At 52.6% G+C, this 22,290-nt stretch carries 21 protein-coding genes, 1 tRNA gene and 5 pseudogenes; 13 read left to right on the top strand and 14 right to left on the bottom strand.

Annotated elements, in window-relative coordinates:
* Positions 1-8: 8 nt before the first annotated feature.
* Both JZM30_RS05230 and pepA read right to left on the bottom strand, forming a co-directional pair.
* Entirely contained in the window at positions 9-458 is a 450-nt protein-coding gene (locus JZM30_RS05230) for a DNA polymerase III subunit chi (protein ID WP_252317810.1), read from the bottom strand.
* Positions 459-661: 203 nt separating this feature from the next.
* Complete coding sequence (gene pepA, locus JZM30_RS05225; RefSeq protein WP_252317809.1) at positions 662-2,173, bottom strand: leucyl aminopeptidase; 1,512 nt, start codon at positions 2,171-2,173, stop codon at positions 662-664.
* A 281-nt stretch (positions 2,174-2,454) separates the two neighbouring features.
* On the opposite strand from pepA, the gene lptF reads away from it, so the two are divergent.
* From lptF to JZM30_RS05210, 3 genes are all read left to right on the top strand, one after another.
* On the top strand, positions 2,455-3,555 hold the full coding sequence (gene lptF / locus JZM30_RS05220) for an LPS export ABC transporter permease LptF (RefSeq protein WP_252317808.1): 1,101 nt from the start codon (positions 2,455-2,457) through the stop codon (positions 3,553-3,555).
* Complete coding sequence (gene lptG, locus JZM30_RS05215) at positions 3,555-4,631, top strand: LPS export ABC transporter permease LptG (protein ID WP_252317807.1); 1,077 nt, start codon at positions 3,555-3,557, stop codon at positions 4,629-4,631. Before lptF ends, lptG begins: the two co-directional genes overlap by 1 nt.
* 154 nt (positions 4,632-4,785) lie before the next feature.
* A tRNA-Leu gene (locus JZM30_RS05210) sits at positions 4,786-4,870 on the top strand.
* A gap of 303 nt (positions 4,871-5,173) precedes the next feature.
* Here the strand turns inward: JZM30_RS05210 and JZM30_RS05205 are convergent.
* From JZM30_RS05205 to modA, 4 genes are all read right to left on the bottom strand, one after another.
* Complete coding sequence (locus JZM30_RS05205; RefSeq protein ID WP_252317806.1) at positions 5,174-5,578, bottom strand: ATP-binding cassette domain-containing protein; 405 nt, start codon at positions 5,576-5,578, stop codon at positions 5,174-5,176.
* Positions 5,562-5,726 (bottom strand): hypothetical protein, encoded by a 165-nt coding sequence (locus tag JZM30_RS05200; RefSeq protein WP_252317805.1) that lies wholly within the window; start codon positions 5,724-5,726, stop codon positions 5,562-5,564. Before JZM30_RS05200 ends, JZM30_RS05205 begins: the two co-directional genes overlap by 17 nt.
* A 435-nt stretch (positions 5,727-6,161) precedes the next feature.
* Positions 6,162-6,353: a hypothetical protein gene (locus JZM30_RS05195; protein ID WP_252317804.1), complete on the bottom strand. Its 192-nt coding sequence runs from the start codon at positions 6,351-6,353 to the stop codon at positions 6,162-6,164.
* 27 nt (positions 6,354-6,380) lie between these two features.
* A complete protein-coding gene (modA, locus tag JZM30_RS05190; RefSeq protein ID WP_438801473.1) occupies positions 6,381-7,109 on the bottom strand; it encodes a molybdate ABC transporter substrate-binding protein in 729 nt (242 codons plus the stop codon).
* A gap of 460 nt (positions 7,110-7,569) precedes the next feature.
* Between modA and JZM30_RS05185 the strand changes: the two genes are divergently transcribed.
* On the top strand, positions 7,570-8,082 hold the full coding sequence (locus JZM30_RS05185; RefSeq protein WP_252317802.1) for a P-loop nucleotide/nucleoside kinase family protein: 513 nt from the start codon (positions 7,570-7,572) through the stop codon (positions 8,080-8,082).
* 78 nt (positions 8,083-8,160) lie between these two features.
* Here JZM30_RS05185 and JZM30_RS05180 read toward each other — a convergent pair whose 3' ends face one another.
* The 3 genes and pseudogenes from JZM30_RS05180 to JZM30_RS05170 all read right to left on the bottom strand — a co-directional run bounded on the left by JZM30_RS05180 (position 8,161) and on the right by JZM30_RS05170 (position 11,246).
* Entirely contained in the window at positions 8,161-9,381 is a 1,221-nt protein-coding gene (locus JZM30_RS05180) for an MFS transporter (RefSeq protein WP_252317801.1), read from the bottom strand.
* Between the two features lie 163 nt (positions 9,382-9,544).
* Positions 9,545-10,712 (bottom strand): annotated as a pseudogene (locus tag JZM30_RS05175) (iron-containing alcohol dehydrogenase).
* Positions 10,713-11,027: 315 nt separating this feature from the next.
* A complete protein-coding gene (locus JZM30_RS05170; RefSeq protein WP_252317800.1) occupies positions 11,028-11,246 on the bottom strand; it encodes a helix-turn-helix domain-containing protein in 219 nt (72 codons plus the stop codon).
* Between the two features lie 331 nt (positions 11,247-11,577).
* Here JZM30_RS05170 and JZM30_RS05165 point away from each other — a divergent pair, with 331 nt between their 5' ends.
* Positions 11,578-12,096, top strand: coding sequence for a hypothetical protein (locus JZM30_RS05165; RefSeq protein WP_252317799.1), 519 nt, complete (start codon positions 11,578-11,580; stop codon positions 12,094-12,096).
* Between the two features lie 31 nt (positions 12,097-12,127).
* Positions 12,128-12,853, top strand: a complete 726-nt coding sequence (locus JZM30_RS05160) for a hypothetical protein (protein ID WP_252317798.1) — start codon at positions 12,128-12,130, stop codon at positions 12,851-12,853.
* 187 nt (positions 12,854-13,040) lie between these two features.
* On the opposite strand, the pseudogene JZM30_RS05155 reads toward JZM30_RS05160, so the two are convergent.
* Positions 13,041-14,377: pseudogene (locus tag JZM30_RS05155) on the bottom strand (aspartate aminotransferase family protein).
* Between the two features lie 406 nt (positions 14,378-14,783).
* Here JZM30_RS05155 and JZM30_RS05150 point away from each other — a divergent pair.
* The 7 genes and pseudogenes from JZM30_RS05150 to JZM30_RS05120 all read left to right on the top strand — a co-directional run bounded on the left by JZM30_RS05150 (position 14,784) and on the right by JZM30_RS05120 (position 18,805).
* Positions 14,784-15,038 carry a hypothetical protein gene (locus JZM30_RS05150; RefSeq protein WP_252317797.1) on the top strand — a complete coding sequence of 85 codons (255 nt, stop codon included), beginning with the start codon at positions 14,784-14,786 and terminating at the stop codon, positions 15,036-15,038.
* 96 nt (positions 15,039-15,134) lie between these two features.
* A pseudogene (locus tag JZM30_RS05145) lies at positions 15,135-15,800 on the top strand (extracellular solute-binding protein); the annotation flags it as partial.
* A gap of 107 nt (positions 15,801-15,907) precedes the next feature.
* Complete coding sequence (locus JZM30_RS05140) at positions 15,908-16,564, top strand: ABC transporter ATP-binding protein (RefSeq protein ID WP_252317795.1); 657 nt, start codon at positions 15,908-15,910, stop codon at positions 16,562-16,564.
* A 27-nt stretch (positions 16,565-16,591) separates the two neighbouring features.
* Complete coding sequence (locus JZM30_RS05135; RefSeq protein ID WP_252317794.1) at positions 16,592-17,152, top strand: ABC transporter permease subunit; 561 nt, start codon at positions 16,592-16,594, stop codon at positions 17,150-17,152.
* Positions 17,127-17,630, top strand: coding sequence for an ABC transporter permease family protein (locus JZM30_RS05130; protein WP_252317793.1), 504 nt, complete (start codon positions 17,127-17,129; stop codon positions 17,628-17,630). Before JZM30_RS05135 ends, JZM30_RS05130 begins: the two co-directional genes overlap by 26 nt.
* Positions 17,617-17,994 (top strand): ABC transporter permease family protein, encoded by a 378-nt coding sequence (locus tag JZM30_RS05125; RefSeq protein WP_252317792.1) that lies wholly within the window; start codon positions 17,617-17,619, stop codon positions 17,992-17,994. The genes JZM30_RS05130 and JZM30_RS05125 overlap by 14 nt, the downstream gene beginning before the upstream one ends.
* Before the next feature lie 40 nt (positions 17,995-18,034).
* Positions 18,035-18,805 carry a DeoR/GlpR family DNA-binding transcription regulator gene (locus JZM30_RS05120; RefSeq protein ID WP_252317791.1) on the top strand — a complete coding sequence of 257 codons (771 nt, stop codon included), beginning with the start codon at positions 18,035-18,037 and terminating at the stop codon, positions 18,803-18,805.
* An 11-nt stretch (positions 18,806-18,816) separates the two neighbouring features.
* Here JZM30_RS05120 and JZM30_RS05115 read toward each other — a convergent pair.
* The 4 genes and pseudogenes from JZM30_RS05115 to JZM30_RS05100 form a co-directional block, all read right to left on the bottom strand.
* Positions 18,817-19,579, bottom strand: a pseudogene (locus JZM30_RS05115) (ABC transporter ATP-binding protein).
* 19 nt (positions 19,580-19,598) lie between these two features.
* Positions 19,599-21,168, bottom strand: a pseudogene (locus JZM30_RS05110) (ABC transporter permease).
* Positions 21,169-21,189: 21 nt separating this feature from the next.
* Entirely contained in the window at positions 21,190-21,582 is a 393-nt protein-coding gene (locus JZM30_RS05105; RefSeq protein ID WP_252317790.1) for an ExbD/TolR family protein, read from the bottom strand.
* Between the two features lie 54 nt (positions 21,583-21,636).
* Positions 21,637-22,281 (bottom strand): MotA/TolQ/ExbB proton channel family protein, encoded by a 645-nt coding sequence (locus tag JZM30_RS05100; RefSeq protein WP_252317789.1) that lies wholly within the window; start codon positions 22,279-22,281, stop codon positions 21,637-21,639.
* Between the last annotated feature and the right edge of the window lie 9 nt (positions 22,282-22,290).

Genomic DNA, 22,290 nt, shown 5'->3' with positions numbered 1-22,290 from the left:
TCTACTATTCAGTGCGTTGGCGGCGTCGCCGTAGTCAATTGAAAGCCGACGCTGCGATACGCTTTGTAGCGATCGCGCGCCAACGGTTTCAGGGATTCTTCATGAGGGACAAAGTCTATCACTTCATGGAAAGCGGTGGCAAAATCTGCGAACTGCAGCAGGAGGCTGATCAGCACATCGCGTGAGGCGCTGCCCCGGCGTTGAGGCCAGGCCAGCTCGACGGGCGCGCCCTGTCGCGGGCCTTCGCCAGCAAGGTTATGCGGCACAAAGGCGCTGGCGTCGCGCTGCCACAGTGCATCGTCCAGTCGCAACGCTTGCTGCTCATCTTCACAGGCGATAAGCACACGCTGTCCGCTGCGCCAACGTTCCGCTGCCAGCTCGCAGACCAGCGCCTCACAGGCACTAAGCCCATCGACATCGTCACTGTGTTCGAGAAGGTAGAACGTTGCGTTTTTCATTGTTTACTGTAGGTGAGGGGACGATATAAACCGGCCCTGGGTTGCTGACAATGTCTGTTCTCTGAGCCATTCCTACAAACTTATTCTCATTCTCGCTAACTTACCGTCATTCCGGCGTAGGCGGGAATCCCTCACAGAGGAAACACGTACTTCCTGTAAGAGGTCCCCGGCTGTTGCCGAGGGCGACAGAGAACGGCCTCTTTTTATTCTACGTCATTTAACCCGGCGCGATTAAGCAGGAACTGCGACAACATGGCCATTGGACGGCCCGTTGCCCCTTTAGCCTTACCGGAACGCCAGGCTGTGCCCGCGATATCCAAGTGTGCCCAGTTGTATTTGCGGGTAAAACGCGACAGGAAGCACGCGGCGGTAATTGCACCGCCGGGACGTCCGCCGATGTTCGCCATATCGGCGAAGTTCGATTCCAACTGCTCCTGAAACTCATCGCCCATCGGCAAACGCCAGGCGCGGTCGCCCGCTTGCTCTGATGCTCCGAGCAGCTCGTGCGCCAGCGGGTTATGGTTCGACATCAACCCGGTAAGGTGATGACCGAGCGCGATCACGCAGGCACCGGTCAGGGTGGCGATATCAATCACCAGTTCCGGCTCGTAGCGTTCCACATAGGTCAGTGCATCGCACAGCACCAAACGGCCTTCGGCATCAGTATTCAGCACTTCAACCGTTTGACCCGACATGGTGGTTAACACATCGCCCGGACGATAGGCGCGGCCATCAACCATGTTTTCACAGCCGGCCAATACACCGACAATATTCAGAGGCAGCGCCAGCTCGGCGGCCATGCGCATCACGCCGTATACCGTAGCGGCACCGCACATGTCGTACTTCATTTCATCCATGCTGTCGGATGGCTTGATCGAGATACCACCGGAGTCAAAGGTCAGGCCTTTGCCAACCAGCACGATAGGGCGATTTTCCGGATTAGGATCGCCTTTGTACTCAATCACTGACATCAGCGATTCATTTTGCGAACCTTGTCCAACGGCCAGATAGGCGTTCATGCCTAGCTCTTTCATCTGCTGTTCGCCAATCACGCGCGTCACGATGTTCGGGCTGTAGGTGTCCGCCAGTTGACGTGCCTGCGAGGCCAGATAGCCAGCGTTACAGATATTCGGCGGCATATTGCCGAGATCTTTCGCGGCCTTGATGCCTGCGGCAATGGCAAGTCCGTGCTGAATGGCTCGCTCGCCGCTGGTGAGTTCACGGCGCGTTGGCACATTGAACACCAGTTTGCGCAGCGGACGACGCAGTTCGACCTTATTGCTTTTCAACTGATCGAAGGTGTAGAGCGTCTCTTTTGCTGTCTCTACCGCCTGACGCACTTTCCAGTAGGTGTTGCGTCCTTTGACATGCAGCTCTGTCAGGAAGCAAACGGCTTCCATTGAACCGGTATCATTCAGCGCATTGATGGTTTTCTGGATGATTTGCTTATATTGACGCTCATCCAGTTCACGCTCTTTCCCACAGCCAATCAGCAGAATACGTTCTGACAGAATGTTCGGCACGTAGTGCAACAGCAGGGATTGTCCTACTTTGCCTTCCAACTCGCCGCGGCGCAGGAGTGCGCTGATATAACCGTCGCTGATTTTGTCCAATTGTTCGGCAATAGGGGACAGGCGGCGAGGCTCAAACACGCCGACGACAATGCAGGCACTGCGTTGTTTTTCCGGGCTACCGCTTTTTACACTGAACTCCATGTACTCTCCTGAATCTTAAAGACAAAGACGGGGCCAATGGCTAGAATGTGACACTCCGTAATACTTTCCCGCCGTTACACTTACCTAACCTGTGTTAATCTTAACGGCGCGGCGAATCTGTTTTGGTGATGATAAGCAGGTTCTGATACAACGCCGGGCGCGCGGTATGCTGTAATGCATCATAGCGACAAAGATTGCCACAAATGCGTATAAATGGCGAGTTAGCGATGAAATTATCGACTTTCCTGCAAAAAGACAAGTTTTCACAGGTTTAATTAAGCGTGATCATCATTCGATATCTGGTACGGGAAACCTTTAAGAGCCAACTGGCCATCCTGTTTATTCTGTTACTGATCTTCTTTTGTCAGAAGCTGGTGCGGATATTGGGTGCGGCAGTTGATGGTGAAATCCCGACAAACTTAGTGCTCTCCCTACTGGGGCTGGGCGTGCCTGAAATGGCGCAGTTCATTCTGCCTTTGAGCCTGTTTTTAGGGCTGCTGATGACGTTCAGCCGCATGTATACCGAGAGCGAAATCACCGTCATGTATGCCTGTGGACTGGGCAAAACGGTGCTGCTCAAGGCTGCCTTTATTCTGGCGGTGATGACCGGCACGGTGGCGATGATCAATGCGCTGTGGGTCAGCCCGTGGTCTTCGCGCCATCAGGGTATCGTGATGGCAGAAGCCAAGGCCAACCCGAGCGTCGCGGCTCTGGTGGAAGGGAAGTTTCAATCGGCGCAGGGCGGCAATGCCGTGCTGTTTGTCGGCGATGTCAAAGGGCAGGAGTTTGAGCATGTGTTTCTGGCGCAGTTGCGTCCGAGCGGCAATGCCCGACCTTCGGTGGTGATTGCCGACAGTGGGCGTGTGGACGTTGACCAAAACGGTGCACAGGTGGTGACGCTCAACAAGGGCTCCCGCTACGAAGGTACGGCGATGTTGAGGGATTTCCGTATCACGGATTTCACCAACTATCAGGCAGTTATCGGGCACCAGAACGTGTCGCTCCAGAACACTGGCGTAGAACAGATGACGATGCACCAACTGTGGCAGTCGGATGAGAACGCCGCGCGTGCCGAGTTTCATTGGCGCATTACGCTGGTGCTGTCGGTGCTGATCATGGCGATTATTGTGGTGCCGCTCAGTGCGGTAAACCCACGCCAAGGGCGCGTGCTGAGCATGCTGCCCGCCATGCTGCTTTATCTGATTTTCTTCCTGTTGCAAAGCTCGCTGCGTTCCAATGCCAGCAAGGGAAGAATTGATCCGATGGTGTGGATCTGGCTGACCAATCTGGCCTATATCGGGATTGCGCTGCTGCTCAATGTCTGGGACAGCGTGCCTCTGCGCCGGTTACGCGCGCGGGTGAAGGTACAAGGAGCAGCCTGATGTTTGGCGTACTGGATCGCTATATCGGCAAAACTATCTTTAACACCATCATGATGACGTTGTTCATGCTGGTTTCGCTCTCGGGCATCATCAAGTTTGTCGATCAGTTGCGCAAAATCGGGCGCGGCGACTATACTGCGCTGGGCGCGGGCCTCTATACCCTGCTGAGCGTGCCAAAGGATATAGAAATCTTTTTCCCGATGGCGGCGCTGCTCGGTGCGCTGCTGGGGCTGGGGACGCTGGCGACACGCAGTGAACTGGTGGTGATGCAGGCCTCTGGTTTTACCCGCTTACAGATTGCCGGGGCGGTGATGAAAACCGCTATCCCGTTGGTGTTGCTCACCATGGCAATTGGCGAATGGATTTCACCTGCCGATGAACAAATGGCGCGCAACTACCGCTCGCAGATGATGTACGGCGGCTCGATGCTCTCGACCCAGAACGGGCTGTGGGCGAAAGACGGCAACGACTTTATCTATATTGAACGTGTGGTTGGGGATAAAGAGCTGGCGGGAGTGAATATCTACCAGTTCGACCCGGAACAAAAACTGCTCTCCGTGCGCTACGCTGCCTCTGCGGAATTTGATGACGATGCCAAGCTGTGGCAACTCTCTCAGGTTGATGAATCTAACCTGCGCGATGGCAAACAGATTTCGGGTAGCCAGACCATCAGCGGAGAGTGGAAAACCACCCTGACACCGGACAAATTGGGCGTGGTGGCGCTAGACCCGGACGCACTCTCGATTCGTGGCCTGTATGACTACATCAACTACCTGAAGCAGAGCGGGCAGGAAGCGGGCCGTTACAAGCTCAACATGTGGAACAAGACGTTTGCCCCGCTTTCGGTGGCGGTGATGATGCTGATGGCGCTCTCCTTTATCTTTGGGCCATTGCGCAATGTGCCTGCGGGCGTGCGTATCGTCACCGGTATCAGCTTTGGCTTCCTGTTTTACGTGCTGGACAAGGTATTTGGTCAGCTCAGCCTAGTGTATGGCTTGCCGCCGGTGCTGGGCGCACCGGTGCCGAGCCTGCTGTTTATGGTTATCAGCCTGCTACTGCTGTTAAAACGACGCTGAGTGCATCCGGCACGTCATCGCGTGCCGGTAAAATGCGCAAAAAAGTGTGCTGGCGCTGTTTTTTTCAGCATTCAACGCGCCATAGTGCGGAATAGTGTTGTGTCATCAATCTCAAACGGTACAATGCACCTCATTTTCCGCATACTACTTCAGTGCCGAAGTGGCGAAATCGGTAGACGCAGTTGATTCAAAATCAACCGTTGAAAGACGTGCCGGTTCGAGTCCGGCCTTCGGCACCATTAGTATGAAAATCAAGTCACCTTCGGGTGGCTTTTTTTATTTCTGAAATCTACTGCCTGTATCCTTTTACTCTGTGTTGATGGATAAAGTTCGTAAGGATTATAAAAGGCACCCTTTAGAAAGGGTCAGTTGCTGTTGAGCTAACGCCTCGACTTCCCGAGGTTCATGCGACACTAACAATAGCGTCACCGAAAAGAGATGCTGTATTTCCTTCATTACCTGCACCTGCCATAGCCGTAACCTCACTGGCCAATCGAGACTGGAGAATGGCTCATCGAGTAACAAAACCTGAGGCTCACTGATCAATGCCCGCGCCAGGGCCGCTCTCCACCCGAAATTTGTGTGGGGTAGCGTTTAGCAAAATGTTCTATTTCAAGTAATTTTAGCAGGTCGTGACGTTTTTCACTGGACTGTGGTTTTTTAGCGGCGTACTGAGCAAGGCGCAGATTATTATCAACAGATAAGTAAGGAAACAAATACAAGTGCTGATTCAAATAACGGCAAGGACGCTGCCAGATAGATCGTTTATCGATACATTGATTGGCTATTGATATAGAGCCCCGATAATCAATGCTCCCTACGATGGCGTTCAACAACGTTGTTTTCCCACTGCCTGAAGGGCCACAAATAGCCGTACAGCTACCTGATTCAACTGAAAAACTGATATTTTTCAGAATGCCGCAGGAAAGATCATTCACCTTTAACATTCAGCCTTCCTCGTTGTTGCAACAAATGCAGTATCACTAAGAGAAAAATCGAAAAAATAATCAGCAACAGGGCACAACCGACAGCCAAAGAAAAATCACCGCTGGCAATATTCAGAAAAACAGCAATGGGTAAGGTTTCCGTTTTCATTCTGGTCGCGCCAGCTAGCATCAGCGTGGCACCGAATTCACCCAGCGCCCGTGACATCGCCAAAACACAGCCACTCAGTAATGAGCGCCAGACGAGGGGAATTTATACCAGGAAAAACGTTTTTAGCGGTGTTAGCCCTAAATTATAAGCCGTGTATATAAGGCGGTGAAATAGAGATAAACGCACTGTAGGCATTGCGCGTTTATATTGAACAGGCAACGTAGGTTTGCGCAATGATGATACCAAAGGGGGAGAATAACCATTTAGAGATCGTTGGAGCTAGCTGCCCAACATACCCTTCTTGTCCTAAAAGAAGTAATAGACCGATTCCGACTACCAACGGCGGCATTACCATGGGTAAATCCAGCAGAATGTTTACTATATTCTTTCCTGGAAATGAGAGACGAGACATTGCCCAGGCGGCAGGAAGGCTTATTACGCTTGATAGCAATATAGCAATAAAGAGGTAAGCGCTGTACTGAAAGACAGCAACAGCGCAAACTGGATTTCATCATCTGACAATAATTGAATAAACTGGCTAAAGCTAAGCTGGGAGAAAAGTGCAAGCAGCGATCCGCCAATCAAAAAAAGGAGAAGTACCAGCGGTATTAATGCCAGCTTAGCCATTCAGTTATCTACCCGACTCAGATTCAATTAATTCTTCTTAATCGGCAGATAGCCTTGATCGGTAAACATCTTGATGCCCTGTGGTGACGCGAAGAATTCAGCAAGCTGTTTGGCTGCATCTGGATGGGTACTGGTTTTTAATACGGCGATAGTTGCCACCTCTTCCGGTGTTCCTGCCGGGGAAGGTAACAAGGTTAGCGTATCCTGATTCTTCATCGCATCAGAAAGCCCAATAACCGCAGCATCCACATCACCGTTGAGTAAATAAATCAGTAATTGCTTAATCGTTGTTGCCTGTACAACTACCTTCTCTTTCAGTTCTTTCTCATAACCACTGGCGACCAGCAATTGTTCCCCACTTTTTCCCAGCGCAATTGCTTTAGGGTCACCCATGCCGATTTTTAAATGACTTTTTGCAAGATCGGCCAACGTTTCCACTTCTCCGCCAGTCGCCTTCCTTACCACCATCACGGGTGTGTGATACACCAGAGGATAAGAAGACGTTACTTGCCCATCTTGCTGTAATTTTTCAACGTAGTGTTCAGAACCCGGCAGGAAAGCATCCCCCGTTTTGGTTAGATTAAAACGCGTGAGAATTTGCCCTGAGCCACCGTATTCAATAACCACCTTGTGGCCGGTGTTTTTTTCAAACAATGCCACTACGGATTCTACTGGCTGTCTCAACCCAGCTCCGGCATACAGATGTAACTCGACTGCACTGGCGGTATAACTGGCCATGAGTAGAGGAAACACCATAAGGGATTTTATTAAGCGTTTAGGCATGGGAATTCTCTTATCGTTAACATTCTTGGAAAGGGATAGACGAACGAATCGTTAGATCCCTATATATTACATTACATAACGACAAGCAAAATAATAGGGATTGCGATAAAGCAAAAGTTGCAAAAAGATGATCTCAGTCATATTGAACCGAGTTTGCTCACGTCGAAAAAGTTTGAGCACGCGGTGCTGAGCGGCTATGTCTGCTACTGGTAAAGGCGTGTTATCAAACATGACTTACCCTGAGTGGGTAATCACGCAGTGCGTGAACAACTCAAGGTAAGCAAAACCCTGTTTGATAATTATGATGTTCACTATGAAATCCAGTACGATACTATTTATGTTGTTGATCTTCGGCATACAAAAGAAGATCGCTGAATTGCCGTAGTTTTCGATAGGCACACCTAGGCCTACTTATCGTTATGTAAGGACGCTCATGTTAATTATCTTTGGCGGATTACCGGGCACGGACAAATCAACCATTGCCCGTCTATTGGCACTCAGTCTGAACTCGGTCTGGCTGCGTATCGACTCTATTGAACAGTCACTGGTTCAATCAGAAAAGATCACAATATCTGATATGGGACCTGCCGGATATGTGGTTGCATATGCCATTGCTGCGGATAATATTCGGTTAGGTAACACTGTCATTGCCGATTCGGTAAACCATCTCGCTATTACCCGGCAGTCTTGGCGAAATGTGGCTTTAGAAAATGCCGTGCCTGCGTTGGAAATCGAAATTATCTGTTCCAATAAAGCACAGCATCAAGAGAGAGTTGAGCCCCGCCTCGCAGATATTCCTGGACATGTATTACCAGATTGGCAGAAGGTCATCAATCGTCAATACGAGGACTGGTTGTCCACGGATCTCACCCTGGATACTTCAGCGTTAACGCCCGAACAGGCCGTAGAGGTTATTCCTCAGCATATTAAATCGCGCAGGCGCTGATGCTCCGGTTGTGGCGTTTTATCTGCGTCAGATGTTTTCAATCTCTGCAAAACGTTTTTCCTCTGTGACGTTTATCCTTTAACTGCAAACTAACCCCACTTCGGTCGTCCCTTCCCGAGCAACATCCGTTTGCTTGCGTCGCAACTGTGTCAGCACCAGCAGCAGAGTGAGTAGCACCAGCACGGTACCAGAAATGGAGACTGCACCGTAGCTTCCGCCAAGGTTCAGCACGGCACTGCCTAACGCGGCACCCAGCGCGTTGCCGAGATTAAACGCACCGATATTGACCGATGAGGCCAGTCCTGGCGCGCCGGTGGCTTCACGCATTACCCAGGTTTGCAATGGCGGGACCACGGCAAAAGCCGCGGTGCCCCAGACGATTAAGCCGATGGCTGCACCTGCCTTGGTGGTTGCCAGCCACGAGAATGCCACCATGCTGATGGCGATCAGGCTTAAAAATACCATCAGTGAGCCTTTGACTGAACGGTCTGCCAGCTTGTCGCCTAACTTGGCCCCGAGGGTGAAGCCAATACCAATCAACACCAGCATGCCAGTCACATAGCCGGGAGAAACCTGAGTAATCGATTCGAGCGAATGGGCAATGTAGGCGTAGAGCGTGAACATGGCACCAGCACCCATGACGGTGGTTGCCAGAATCACTAACACCACGGGCTGCGTCAGTACGCGCAGTTCGGCTCGCACATTGGGCCTTTCTCCATGGCCGCCTTTGGGCAGGAAGGCACCTAACGACAACATTGCAGCAACGCCCAGCAACGCGATACCCAGAAAGGACTCACGCCACCCGACCACTTGTCCAAACCAGGTTGCCACGGGAACGCCGCCGATATTGGCGATGGTTAACCCCATAAACATAGCGGCAACGGCACTGGCCTGTTTCTCACGTGGCACGAGGCTTGCCGCCACAATCGAACCAATACCAAAGAATGCCCCGTGGTTTAAGCTGGTGATGATACGGGCAATAACCAGGCTGGTGTAATTGGGGGCCATGGCGGAGGCCAGATTGCCCAGGGTAAAAATTGCCATCAGCGCGATCAGCGCTCTGCGCCGTGGCCAGCGGGCGAACAGCAGCGTCATCACTGGCGCGCCAACCATCACACCGATGGTATAAGCAGAAATCAGCATCCCTGCGGTAGGGATGGATACGTCCATGCCCTGAGCGATGGTCGGGAGCATGCCCATTGGGCCGAATTCGGTGGTGCCAATACCAAATGCGCCCACGGCGAGCGAGAGCAATGGCAGGGTGGAATGGGTGGGTGAAGAGGTACGGCTTGTCGGCATGATTTGCTTCCTAATCGTTGCGATTTGAACTCGGCATTCTGCCGCGATTAAGCGGGGGAGATAAACGTAGAAAAATAAAAAACACTTTTGCGAAAAGTGGCAGATTGATAGGTAAATCACTGTCCCCACCGCGTCGGATAACTCTCTCTGGCGATGCTATTGATTACACAATCTCCTCTCCTTCATAGGCCTGACGGTACAGCTCAATAACCTGCTCTTTGGTGGCTTTGCGCGGGTTGGTCAATTGGCAAACGTCTTTCTTCGCATTCTCAGCCATAATCGCGAAATCTTCCGGTTTGACGCCAAGGCTCTTAAGGTCGCGCGGAATGCCGACCTGTTGGCCTAAGCGTTGAATCGCGCTAATGGCTTTCAACGCGGCTTCATCTGTCGACAGGCCATCCACCTTTTCCCCCCATGGCTTCGGCGATATCTCTGAACCGGTTGAGGTTGCCGATGAGGTTAAAGGATTCAACATACGGCAGCAAAATGGCATTACACACGCCGTGCGGCAGATTATAAAAACCGCCGAGCTGATGCGCCATGGCATGTACATAGCCCAGTGATGCGTTGTTGAAGGCAATCCCCGCCAGATATTGCGCGTAAGCCATATTGTCTCTGGCTTTCATATATTCACCATTGGCAACGGCCTTCGGCAAATATTGGGTGATCATTTTGATGGCTTTTAAGGCGGCGGCATCCGTAAGCGGGTTTGCCATGGTAGAAACATAAGCTTCAATGGCGTGGGTTAGTGCATCCATCCCGGTCGCCGCTGTTAATGATGGCGGCATCCCAACCATTAATTCCGGATCGTTAATGGAGATTTGTGGTGTAACGCGCCAGTCAACAATCACCATTTTAACTTTGCGTTCTGTATCGGTAATAATACAAAAACGGGTAATTTCCGACGCGGTGCCCGCCGTGGTGTTAATGGCCATCAGTGGGATCATGTCATTGATCGATTTATCGACACCCTCAAAATCGCGAATATTTCCGCCGTTAGCGGCGATAAGGCCAATCCCTTTCGCACAGTCATGCGACGAGCCGCCACCGAGAGAAACAATCGCGTTGCAGTCATTTTCCCGATAAGATTTGATGCCTTCGGCAACGTTTTTATCCGTTGGGTTGGGCTCTGCACCGCCAAATATATGAACGCCAATACCTGCTTTTTTATAAATCTCAGCAACCTTATCCGCCATTCCGCTTTTGGCAAGGAAGGCATCGGTGACAATAAGGATCTTTTTAGCATTTAACGTTTTTGCAAGACTGCCTGCTTCCTGAACGCTGCCCTCACCAAATACATTTCGTGTGGGTAGAAAATAATATGTCGACATACAATTTCCCCTATTTATAAATGATGGTTGTCAGTATGTTCATCAGAGCTTCTGGTCATTTTTTAAAAATAGCCACTTAGCGCCAACATTAAGCAGCACCAGATATGGGTAACAAAAGCAGAGGGTGAACATCTGTGGGCAGTGTAAGGGAATAGCGGTGACGAACTTTGATTTGCATCACATTATGTTCGATTTTTTTAACAATAAGTGACATTGTTTTTACAACTAATTTGCGAGATGTTTGACACTGACGAAAGATAAGCGTTGTAGTGGGAAGCGTGGAACTGTGGGGTAACAGGAAACGATGGGAGAGAATCAATAGTCGAATAGTACAGCTAAAGAAGTACCGAGTCCTGCGGCGATGATAATGATGATTTCTAAGGTTGGATTTCTGACACCACGTTCAATACCACTTAAGTAAGTACGATCCAGATTACATCTACTGGCCAGCGCCATCTGCGTGAGCCCGGCCTGAACGCGCAACGTTTTGATGCGCTGTCCAAAGAGCCGGGTAGTATCTCCGGTGTTCTGCATGTCAGCATTGTCCCGTTGTTGCTATCTCTATGATTCATTATTATAACTCACTCAAAGTAGAACGTTATCTGTGCAATCTGCATTTTTATGTGTTGCTTCATTCTGGTGATAACACCGCTGCAAGCTGATGGTGTGAAGTGGGCACCAACTCGACCTGAAGCTCAAACGGGTTGAATAGCTTGTTGATGACATTCACAACGTTAAGCTTCCACCAAAAGTGCATAAAAATCAGAGTATGCCCGTTGCCAGCCTTTGATAATCAATTGCATGATGTAGCGCGTCTTGCCCGATAGTGGGCTGGTAATGGAATCATGAAATAACAGGATGCTCGATGAAGCCGCTAACACTATTGAATCTGGGATGGGTACTTTCTGCACCTGCTTTTGCACAGCCACAGCTGCCTGCGGTGGTTATCAAGGATGTGACCTTGGTGTCCGGCAATACCGTGAGAGTAGGCAATGCCATTAACGCTCTTTTTCGTATTTCCACGCTGGGTAATGGGACGACGGATTTATGGCTTAATGTCGATTGTGACACCGGCCAAAAAACACACCTGTTTGCCAGTATTACCCCTCCTGTACCAAATCGGCCAAGCGTTCGGGTCTATGGCGCGGGTTCATTGGCTCGTTATGTCCCCGGCATGCCTTTCGAGCCAGAGGCGGACAGCCCCTACAGTACCAATCCTGCACTGAATGTGTGCCAACAAAACGTTCCCGTATCCCAATGGGTTGCGCTTGCTGAAGCCGATGCGCAGGGTAACCGGCCATTTATTGATGTGACCAACAGTACGAGAGAGCGATCGGCTTCAGGTCCGTCTCGCAATGGATTACGCGCGTATCCATCAAGATGAAAAATACCTCGCGCCCTATTCAGTGAAAATAATGGATAAGGTTTTTGATTGCGTACAGGATAAGGGCCAAACCCTTAATCAGTTGGCGTTGGATAATCAGGGACGAATAACGGATAGCCAGTCTGAAGAAAATCCTGCATTCACCGCGCTTTCCGTTGAGGAAACTTCGCTCGCCAAAAGGCTTTGCGCGGTTAACGATATTCGTCAGCTTGGTGGTAACGGCACGCTGGAATGGCGTGAAGAGCCGATGGCGGAGGATTTGCCGTTACGACCTGATTTTACGCAAAGCGATCCGGTACCGATCCAAAGCTATCCACTGCCACAGGCCGTGGCGGATACGGTGCAACGGGCGGTTGCGACGCCGCAACTGCGCCCGACATTTAAGCGTCTGAGCTATGCCCAAAAATCTCCGGGTGAGGAACTCGCCTTGTTTGTGGTGCAAATGGACTCTTTGCCGGACGGAGCCGTACTGACGTTGGATAAAATGACGTTGGGTGGCGTAGTGTTTTATTCACAGCATGTACGTCTGTTTAATATTGTGGACGTTAAAAAATGGGATTCTCTGGCAGAAAAACCGGTCATCAGCCATACGCTGGAAAACACGTTTGTGCTGCCTCCGGCGGCGGGCACCGAGTATCGCTGGAAGAATAGCCAGAGCGATAACAAATCGACCGGTCAGCAGTGCCGTGCAGATAGCACATGGCGCAGAGCCGCTGCAATTAGCCCGCGGTCGCTATCTGGAATTCACTTGTACTGACGATCGCGGTGATGGCCGCCCGATGAGCAGTGATTATGCTTATCTTGAGGATCTGCACGTGTTTATTCGTATCGGTTATCACGAAGCCGGTGAGAAAAAACGCTTTGCCTTTGACGATGTGATGCTGGTGAAGTGATCTGTCTTGGCGCACGTTCCCCGTTTGCGCGGAGAACGTGCGCAATCTTAATTAACGCACGGCACTCAGTACCTTGTCCAACGACCCGACCAGCCAGTCGATATCCTGCTCCTGAAACGCCAAGAGGGGACGCAATTTCAATACGTTGCCATAAGGTAACGCTACCGAGGCCAGTACCAGCTCGGCCCTCAGGCGTTCGATCACATCCAGCGCCAGCGTTTTGTCAGGGGTTTTGGCGGCGCGATCGCTCACCAACTCGAAACCGATAAACAACCCGGCCCCGCGCACATCGCCCACGCATTCATGGCGATCGGCAAGGCGTGCCAGTTCTTGCCGCAGTTTTTCTCCGACAATCAGGCTGTGCTCCTGCAATTTCTCTTCGCGGATCACGCGCAACACCGCCTGCGCAGCCGCCATAGATACCGGGTTGCCACCAAAGGTGTTGAAATAGGGGATTTCATCGCTAAAGGCGGCCAATACATCGGCTTTGGCCAGCAGACCAGACACCGGAATCCCGTTACCCATTGGTTTACCCAGCGTCACTACGTCCGGTACGATGCCGTGGCGCGCAAATCCCCAGAAGCTGTCGCCGGTGCGCGCAAATCCCGGTTGTACCTCGTCGGCGATAAAAATGCCGCCGTTGGCATGCACCGCATCGAGTGCTGGCTTCAGAAAACCTGCCGGTCCAGGCAGTACGCCATCAGAAGAGAAGATCGAATCGACCAGCAGACCCGCGAATTTGATGCCATGCGCCGCCATATCGTCGATCTGTTTTTGGATTTCATTGGCAAACCAGATGCCTAAATCGGGTGCGTCAACGCGGTAGCGATCGGGGGGCGGCACCAGACGAGTGATGGGGGCGATTGGTTGGCCGCTGCCCAGTGCTGGTGTGCGCCGGAGGTCAGTTCGCTGGTGCCGTGGTAGGCTTCCTGGCTGACTATGATGCCGGTGCCGCCGCTGTACGCTTTGGCGATACGGATCGCCAGATCGTTGGCTTCCGAGCCAGTGCACATGTACATCGCTTTGTTAATGTCGTCAGGTACGGTCGTCAGCAGATCGGCGGTGTAATCCAGAATGCGTTCATGCAAATAGCGAGTGTGGGTATTGAGCTGGCTCATCTGCTCATGTACGGCGGCAATGACAGCGGGGTGACAGTGTCCGATGCTGGCAACGTTGTTATAGACATCCAAGTATTTATCGCCTGCGGCATCCCACAGGTATTGCCCTACACCGCGAACCAGATGCACGGGATTGCGATAAAACAAACGGTAGGATTCGCCGAGCAGTTGGCTGCGTTTATCGGTCAGTTTGCGCGTTTCGGCATCCAACGCATCCGCGTGTTCTGCGCGAAAGCTATTGGTATCCATGATAGTTGAACGTGTTGCCATGATGACTCCAAATTTCGGTTAAGCACCGTATTTCTGTCAGACACCGTGCATAAACAGGATGGGAATAGCTTAAGCACTAACACGATCTAAAAGCAACTAAATAAACAAATACATTTAAATGCACTTTTTTGATGCGTATAAAACACCAAAAAAGTGCAATTCGTCACACATCATCTTGCATTACTACCTTCCTCTTACATCACGATAATTGAGCAATTCCTTGTTTTATTAGTCTCCATAACCTCAGAAGATACGCTTCTTTACGGGTTGGTATGATTAGTGCTTAAAACTACACAGATGCAAAATAACGCACAAAAAACGCAGAAAGTGAAATACACAAAAGTGCTCACTTTCTAAAAGCTACGCCACCGCGTTATGACTTCCGCAACCATTAAGGGGAACATTTATGAAACGTTTTTCATTACGCCGTACCAGTTTGATGGCGGCATGCGCCTTTGCGACCCTGATGGGAGCGGCACAGGCAGGCACCATCACGGTGTATACCTCGTTGGAAGAGGATGAAATCAAGGATTACGTTGCACAGGCGAAGAAGGACATGCCGGATGTCACCGTGAATGTGCTGCGTTTGCCCACTGGCGATCTCGGTCCGCGTATTTTGGCAGAAGCCAAGAATCCACAGCACGACGTAGTCTGGGGATGAGCGCTGACCAACGTGATGGACCCGCGCATTTCCGCGCTGCTTGAGCCATATGCTGCCAAAGGCAGTGAAAAGCTGGATTAAACCTATCGCGCGCCGGACAACAAATGGTTTGCGGCCACCGGTTACATGGCGGCGTTCTGTGTGAACACTGAAGCGCTCAAAGCGAAAAACCTGCCGGTTCCTGCCACCTGGCAAGATCTGACCAACCCGATTTACAAAGGCGAAGTGGTGATGCCGAACCCGGTTTCATCGGGTACAGGGTATCTGCAAATCGCCGCGCTGCTGCAATCCAAAGGGGATGAAAAAGGGTGGGAATTCCTCAAATCGCTGGATGGCAATATTGCCCAATACACCAAATCTGGCTCTCGTCCTTGTAAAGCGGCGCGCACCGGTGAATATGCCATTGGCGTGTCGTTGGCGTTTGCCGCGATGCAATCTATAGAAGAGGGGTATCCGGTCAAAATGGTCATTCCCAGCGATGGCGCAGGCTATGATCTGGAAGCCTCCGGTCTGATGGCAGCATCAAAAAATAAAGTCGACGCCAAGCGTTTCCTGGATTGGACCTTACCCAACAGCGCAGCGACGCTGTACACCAAATACAAAGAAATCGTCACCACTCCCGGCGTCGAGCAATCGAAAGCCGCCAAGCTGGCGGGCGGGCCTGCCGATCTTTCCAGCGTGCTGTTCTCGGTTGATTTCGCTAAGAGTGCCAAAGAGCGGGATGCCATTTTGGAAACCTGGCAAAAGGCGATTGGTCGCTGATAACAGGCTGTTTTTCTGTACCAACGCTGGCTGTCAGGCCAGCGTTGAGGCCGTTGTAATAAAAGGCGTCTTTGTCCCAGACGTTGTTTAAAGAGGATAGTAAGTACATGGCGCTGGTGATTCAGAGTCTCTATAAAAGTTTTGACGGCCACGTAGCGCTCGATCGCATTAACTTGTCGATTGAGAACGCGGAGTTTGTTTGTTTACTCGGGCCTAGTGGCTGTGGGAAAACCACGTTACTGCGGATTATCGCCGGATTGCTTAGCAGCGATGGCGGAAAAATCAGTCTGGATGGCCGCGATTTGATCAACGTGCCCGCCCGCGATCGCGGGTTTGGCATTGTGTTCCAGTCTTACTCATTGTTTCCGCACATGACCATTGCGCAAAACATCGGTTATGGGCTGAAAATTCGTCACACGCCGAAGGTGGAGATTCGCGATCGCGTCAACAGCCTGTTGGAGACGGTGCGCCTTGGCGGGTTTGGCGATCGTTATCCTAATCAGCTTTCCGGCGGTCAGCAGCAGCGTGTGGCGATAGCGCGAGCGTTAGCCGTCAATCCGTCGTTGCTGTTACTGGATGAGCCGCTTTCAGCTCTGGATGCGCGCGTACGTGCGGGATTGCGCCAGGAACTGCGTGAAGTCCAACAACGGTTAGGCATTCCCACGTTGATGGTGACTCACGATCAGGAAGAAGCCATGAGCATGGCCGATAAAATCGTCTGTATGCAGGGCGGTCTGATCGTGCAGGAAGGGACGCCGCGCTAGCTTTATACCGCACCGCGCACCCGCTTTGTGGCTGAATTTATAGGGCACAGTAATCTGTTGCCCAAGGCAACGGTCCAGCAGTGGATGCCGGAACTGTTGCAGACCTCTGCGCCAGAGAATGCCGAACTGTTTATCCGCCCTGAGCGCATTGCTATGGTGAAAGCGCCTGATGCCGAGGGGCAGGTGGTGAGCTCCAGTTTTTTGGACAGCATTCAGCGGGTTGAAGTGCTGTGGAAATCACATCCGTTGCTGGTGGAAACCAGTAGTGCCCTCAACTGGTCGGCGGGCGATCGCGTTACGCTGCGCCAAAGCGATACCCGGCAGTATGAGGCGGCGAACGTGCTGGGTGCCACGGACTGGCGGCAGTTCCTGGATATCACCCTGCCGGGCGTGCGCTACGGCATATTGAGCGCGGCCTTTGTGGTGTTTACCATCACCGATTTTGGTAATGCGGTGGTGATCGGCGGTGATTTCTCGGTGCTGGCGACGGAGATCTACAGCCAGGTCAGCGGGCAAATGAAGTTTGGCATGGGGGCCGTGGTGGGGATTCTGTTATTACTGCTTGCGGCAGTATCCAATCTGGATTGAGCGTGCCGCTTCGCGTCGCCAGAAAGCTATCGGCACGTCATCCGCCATTCCGCATGTTCCTCAACCGTTGCAGCGCCGCGATATTCCGTTTTATCTGGTGAATATGACCATTGCGTTGTTGATTGTAACGGTGATTGCCACAGTGGTGATTGCCAGTATGATTCGCCTGTGGCCTTATCGCCTGGATTTGACGCTTAAGCATTATAACATCGATCTTGCCGGGGGGTATGCACCGCTCTGGACATCCATCTGGATCTCGGTATTAGCGGCGGTTATCGGTACGCTGCTGCTGTTTTTGCTCACGTTTGGCATTCGTCGCCAGCCGGGGAAAAGTGCGGATTTTGCCGCGTTACTCAGCGCGCTGCCCGTGGGCGTACCGGGGCAGCGCGCTCGGGCTGTCGTATGTGTTCACGTTCAACACCACCGATCTTCCGTGGGGGATGTTATATGGCTCGGCGATTCTGGTGGCGCTGTGTAACTACTACCATTATCACACGCAGGGTTACACTACGATGATGATGGGGATGCGCAATGTGCCAAACGCCATGGAGGATGCCACCACCGTGCTGGGAGGCGGCGTGGTGCGTATCCTGCGCGATGTGTATTTGCCTGCCATGAGATTGACCCTGATCTCCGTTGCCATGTTCCTGTTTATGCGTTCCATGGTAACGCTCTCTGCGGTGATTTTTCTGGTGACACCATCGCTACCGCTCGGTGCGGTAACCGTGATGCGCCTGGATGAAGCGGGTTTCACCTCGCAGGCAGCGGCTTTTTCTACGTGCATCATGGGGATTGTCGCTATAATGGCGCCGCTGCTTCATCTCTTGACGGCGAAACGCTAATGACCGCCGTTTACGCTTTTACGCCAGAGAATCACTATTTATGCTAGAAGAGACTCGCTTACACCGTATCCGCGCGCTGCTGTCCACATTGAATCGGGTCAGTACGGAAAAAATCATCCAGCATCTCGGTGTCTCGCGAGAGACGGTACGGCGCGATATTCTTAAGCTGGAGTCCATGGGGGCATTACGCCGCGTCCATGGTGGGATTGTCGCGACATCGCTGGAGCCGGAACCGCCGCTGTCGGTGCGCAACGCTGTGCTTGAAAAAGAGAAGCAGTATATTGCCCGCGCTGCGGTGCAGCAACTGAATGCTGGGCAAACGCTGTTTATTGATGCGGGCAGCACCACTGCGCTGTTGGCGGATGAACTGTTATCTATGCCCGGCATGACGGTGGTAACCAACAGCCTGAACGTCGCGCTGAAACTGACCACAGCGGAATCGACGATGCACCATGAGGTGATTCTACTTGGCGGCCATATGGGGCCGTCCATGCAGGCCACCAGCGGTGATTTGACGGTGAGTGAGATTCAGCGCTATCGCGCTGATGTTGCGCTGCTGTCACCGGTAGGGATCACCAGCGCTTCGGGCGCCAGCAGTTTCGCGCACCATGAAGCTGCCATTGCCCGCGCCATGGTCAAGAATGCCAAAACGCGTGTTATTCTGGCGGATAACAGCAAGATAGGTGTCACCAGCCGGGTAATTTACGCCACACCGCAGGAAATCGATATCATCATTACCGATGCAGGCTCGGTAGCTAAACCTGAATGGGAACTGCTTCAGGCGCAGTGTGCCCACGCCATCGTGGCGTAATCGGCAACGGTTTACACTGTTGCCGGGACTTCCGCGTGTTGCAATGCCTCTCCCAATACCTGTCTGTGAGCCAGTAACGTCTGGCTGGTTCGATCGTGCGGATAGGGCAGCGAAATCGGCAATAGCGTGCTGATGCGACCCGGTCGGGGCGACATCACGACCACTCTGTCGGCCAGAAAGACGGCCTCTTCCACGTCGTGGGTTACCAGCAGAATGGTCAGCGTGGTATGACGGCGGATCTCTGCCAGCCGATGCTGTAGCTGCTGTTTGGTCATGGCATCAAGCGCACCAAACGGCTCGTCGAGCAACAGAATTTTGGGGCGTGAGGCTAACCCCCGCGCGATGGCCACGCGCTGCGCAATGCCGCCTGACAACTGATGTGGCCAGGCATTGGCAAAGTCTTCTAATCCCATCATTTCAAGGTAGTGCGCAATCTGCTGTTCGGATTGTGCGGCGGAAAGGGGCAGGTTAATCATCCCCAGACGAATATTTTCCTTCACACTCAACCACGGGAACAGTCGTGGTTCTTGAAACACCAGACTGACGTCAGGATGAATGCCTGTCAGCAGTTGCCCATCAAATAGTAATTGAACCTTGTTGTGCCTGCTCCAGCCCGGCGGCCAGCCGCAATAATGTCGATTTGCCACACCCACTGCTGCCGATAATGGCGACCAGTTCGCCGGGTGCCAACGACAGCGAGATATCCTGCAACACGGTGAGAGGCTGGTGTTGTACGGTAAATTGCTTGGTAATGTGATGAAATTGCAAAGGCATGACGTCTCCTTAATGTCGGTTACTGGAAGCGCCAGGCGGTCAGGCGACGTTCAGCGAAGGTGATCAGGCGGGAAAACAGTGCGGCAACCAGCGCGATCAGCACCACGCCAGCAATAATCCGATCGGATGCCAGCAATTGCTGAGCACGAATCATCATGCCCCCAACCCCGCGCCAGACGGAATGAAATATTCAGCACCAATTGCGCCTGTCCAAGCGTGCATCAGCGCCAGCCGCAGGCCGGAGAACACCGGTGGCATCACCGAAGGCAGCACCAACTTACTTAAGGTGTGGCGCGGAGAAAGCCGTAGTACATAGGCTGCTTCACGCAACGTTGGCGGTAATTGAGCAATCCCCTGACGCGTGGCAAGTAGCAGAGGAAAGAAAGCGGCGACGGACACAAACACCACCTTGGCGGTGTCATCCAGCCCGAACCAGGCGGTGATCAGCGGCAGCCAGGCGAAGAGCGCTACGCTGCGCATGGCGGAAAGCACCGGGTTGAATAGCCGATCGACGAGTGGCAAACCGCCGAGCATGGCACCAGCACCGATTCCAAGCAGGCTGCCGAGCAGAAATCCTTGCAGTGCGTGTGTCAGGCTGGCAAGCAGATCGGTACCTGAGCTAATCCATTCATCAGCGTCTCAATGACGTGCTGTGGTGCTGGCAGAAAGGCGGTGTTAAACCAGGCAAGCTGTCTGCCCACGCTCCACAGCAGTAACAGCGTTAGCGGCGCATACCAGGGCGTTAAAGAGGTGAAGGCAACACTGGGACTTAGACTGTCTCGCCCTAATACCGGCGCGGGCCAGTGAATCCAGCGTTGCTCCAGCCTGAGCAGCAGCCGTTCTCCCAAATACCCGCACAGGCCGATAATCAGAATGCAGACAAACACAAAATCCAGCATAAACAGCTGGCGGCTTTGTACCAGCAGGTAACCCAGCCCTTCACTCGAGGCCAGCAGTTCGACGGCAATCAGCGACACCCAACCCTGTGAGAATGCCAGCCGGACGCCGGTCATTACGTAAGGCAACATTGTGGGGATAATCAGACGACGTAGAAATAGCGTGGGAGTAAGATGCAGACTGCGTGCCATCTCATACAGCTTTTGCGGCGTTTGTTGAATACCAGCACAGGTGTAAAGCGTTACCGGAACGGTGATGGATTTGATCAATACCGCCAGCTTTAGCGCTTCTCCGATACCCAACAGCAGCATCAACAACGGGATCCAAGCCAGCGTAGGAATTTGCGCTACTACGGTGAACAGCGGCATAAACAGAGAATGACTGCGGCGGTGTAAACCGAACAGGCAACCCAACAGCAGACCGCACAGGATGCCGCCACCGAGGCCGATAAACAAGCGCGCCAGGCTGATGGGCAACTGGTGTAGCAACTCTTCGGGGATAAAGGTTAATGCGCCACTGGCAACGGTCAGCGGAGAGGGCAGGATCTGTTCTGACATCCACTGATGGCGGCTGGCCAGCCACCACACGGTGAGCAGCAGCAACGGGACCAGCCAGGCGCTGTAACCTGTGTCGGAAAAGCGGTACGGCAGAGGGGAAACCGCCCCTGTCCGTGGAGCCTGTTGAGGGATCATCATGCTGGCATTCCGCGTGGGTTATTTCTGGGTCAACAGGGAGATGCGCGTAATTTCTGCCTGCTCCACATCGGCCAGCAACGCGGCAACCTCGCCGTAGTTGGCCTCTTTGTCTGCCTGCACCTGCACTACCAGATTGGCATTATTTGCTTTGGCCTGTTGCAAGTGGGCGGCTAACCGATCGCGAGGGAAAGGATCTTTATTGATAAACAGCTGCTGCTGGGCATCAATGCTGATCACCAAGGGCTCGGTTCGCTCGGCGGGCGCGGTTTTTGGTAACTGCACCGGAATCGCGTTGGTCAACATCGGTGCCGTGACGATAAACACCACCAGGAGCACCAGCATCACGTCTACCAGCGGGGTAATGTTCATTTCACTCATCATGTCGTCATCGTTACGAGAGGCGAAAGCCATATCACACCACCTCCCTGATGTTTTTTAAGCTATAAGGCGTATCGGATGGTGGTGTTACCTGAAAGTCGTGTGCCTGCAACAGGCTGAAAACATCGTGGCGAAATCATACATATCTGCCACCGCCAGTTTCAAACGTCGCAAAAAATAGTTGTAAATAAACACCGTAGGAACGGCGACGGCAATACCAATACCGGTTGCAATCAGGGCATTACCGATGGGGCCCGCAACGGTATCCAGACTGGCTGAGCCAGACAGTCCAATTTGTTGTAGTGCTGCCATGATGCCCCACACCGTCCAGAACAGGCCGATAAACGGCGATGTGGTACCGATACTGGCCAGCACGGCTAGTCCGGTTTCCAACGTGCGGCGCTCGCGTTGGATCTGCTGTTGCAATGCGCGTTCTACGCGATCGGGCAGATGAAGCCCGAGTGTGAGTTTACCGTTTACGGGTTGTGGCGCTTGCAGCGCTGCCTGAGCGAGGTTAGCGAACGCGCCAGTCTCAGCAAGACTGTGGCTCAGCGAGTGACTCAGATCGTCCTGTTGCCAAAAAAGGGCACGAAATTGCCGAGCGCGCCGCTGTAAACGGCGGTATTGCAGTAGTTTTAATACACCGAGCGTCCAGGTCAGCACGGAGAACAGCAGTAACAGCAGAATAACGCCCCCTTCAGGGGAAAGGAGTTCTACGTGTCCGAAAGTCATAACTACTAC

This window comes from Candidatus Symbiopectobacterium endolongispinus, assembly GCF_018777385.1.
GTDB lineage: Bacteria > Pseudomonadota > Gammaproteobacteria > Enterobacterales > Enterobacteriaceae > Symbiopectobacterium > Symbiopectobacterium endolongispinus.
The sequence above is the reverse complement of the archived record's forward strand: the minus strand, read 5'-3'. Positions and strand labels throughout refer to the sequence as shown.

Bases quoted from the DNA above. Each gene is read 5' to 3' on its own strand.
- JZM30_RS05230 (WP_252317810.1), bottom strand. From the start codon at position 458: ATGAAAAACGCAACGTTCTACCTTCTCGAACACAGTGACGATGTCGAT.
- pepA (WP_252317809.1), bottom strand. From the start codon at position 2,173: ATGGAGTTCAGTGTAAAAAGCGGTAGCCCGGAAAAACAACGCAGTGCC.
- lptG (WP_252317807.1), top strand. From the start codon at position 3,555: ATGTTTGGCGTACTGGATCGCTATATCGGCAAAACTATCTTTAACACC.
- JZM30_RS05205 (WP_252317806.1), bottom strand. From the start codon at position 5,578: ATGTTAAAGGTGAATGATCTTTCCTGCGGCATTCTGAAAAATATCAGT.
- JZM30_RS05200 (WP_252317805.1), bottom strand. From the start codon at position 5,726: ATGAAAACGGAAACCTTACCCATTGCTGTTTTTCTGAATATTGCCAGC.
- JZM30_RS05195 (WP_252317804.1), bottom strand. From the start codon at position 6,353: ATGGCTAAGCTGGCATTAATACCGCTGGTACTTCTCCTTTTTTTGATT.
- modA (WP_438801473.1), bottom strand. From the start codon at position 7,109: ATGGTGTTTCCTCTACTCATGGCCAGTTATACCGCCAGTGCAGTCGAG.
- JZM30_RS05185 (WP_252317802.1), top strand. From the start codon at position 7,570: ATGTTAATTATCTTTGGCGGATTACCGGGCACGGACAAATCAACCATT.
- JZM30_RS05180 (WP_252317801.1), bottom strand. From the start codon at position 9,381: ATGCCGACAAGCCGTACCTCTTCACCCACCCATTCCACCCTGCCATTG.
- JZM30_RS05170 (WP_252317800.1), bottom strand. From the start codon at position 11,246: ATGCAGAACACCGGAGATACTACCCGGCTCTTTGGACAGCGCATCAAA.
- JZM30_RS05165 (WP_252317799.1), top strand. From the start codon at position 11,578: ATGAAGCCGCTAACACTATTGAATCTGGGATGGGTACTTTCTGCACCT.
- JZM30_RS05160 (WP_252317798.1), top strand. From the start codon at position 12,128: ATGGATAAGGTTTTTGATTGCGTACAGGATAAGGGCCAAACCCTTAAT.
- JZM30_RS05150 (WP_252317797.1), top strand. From the start codon at position 14,784: ATGAAACGTTTTTCATTACGCCGTACCAGTTTGATGGCGGCATGCGCC.
- JZM30_RS05140 (WP_252317795.1), top strand. From the start codon at position 15,908: ATGGCGCTGGTGATTCAGAGTCTCTATAAAAGTTTTGACGGCCACGTA.
- JZM30_RS05120 (WP_252317791.1), top strand. From the start codon at position 18,035: ATGCTAGAAGAGACTCGCTTACACCGTATCCGCGCGCTGCTGTCCACA.
- JZM30_RS05105 (WP_252317790.1), bottom strand. From the start codon at position 21,582: ATGGCTTTCGCCTCTCGTAACGATGACGACATGATGAGTGAAATGAAC.
- JZM30_RS05100 (WP_252317789.1), bottom strand. From the start codon at position 22,281: ATGACTTTCGGACACGTAGAACTCCTTTCCCCTGAAGGGGGCGTTATT.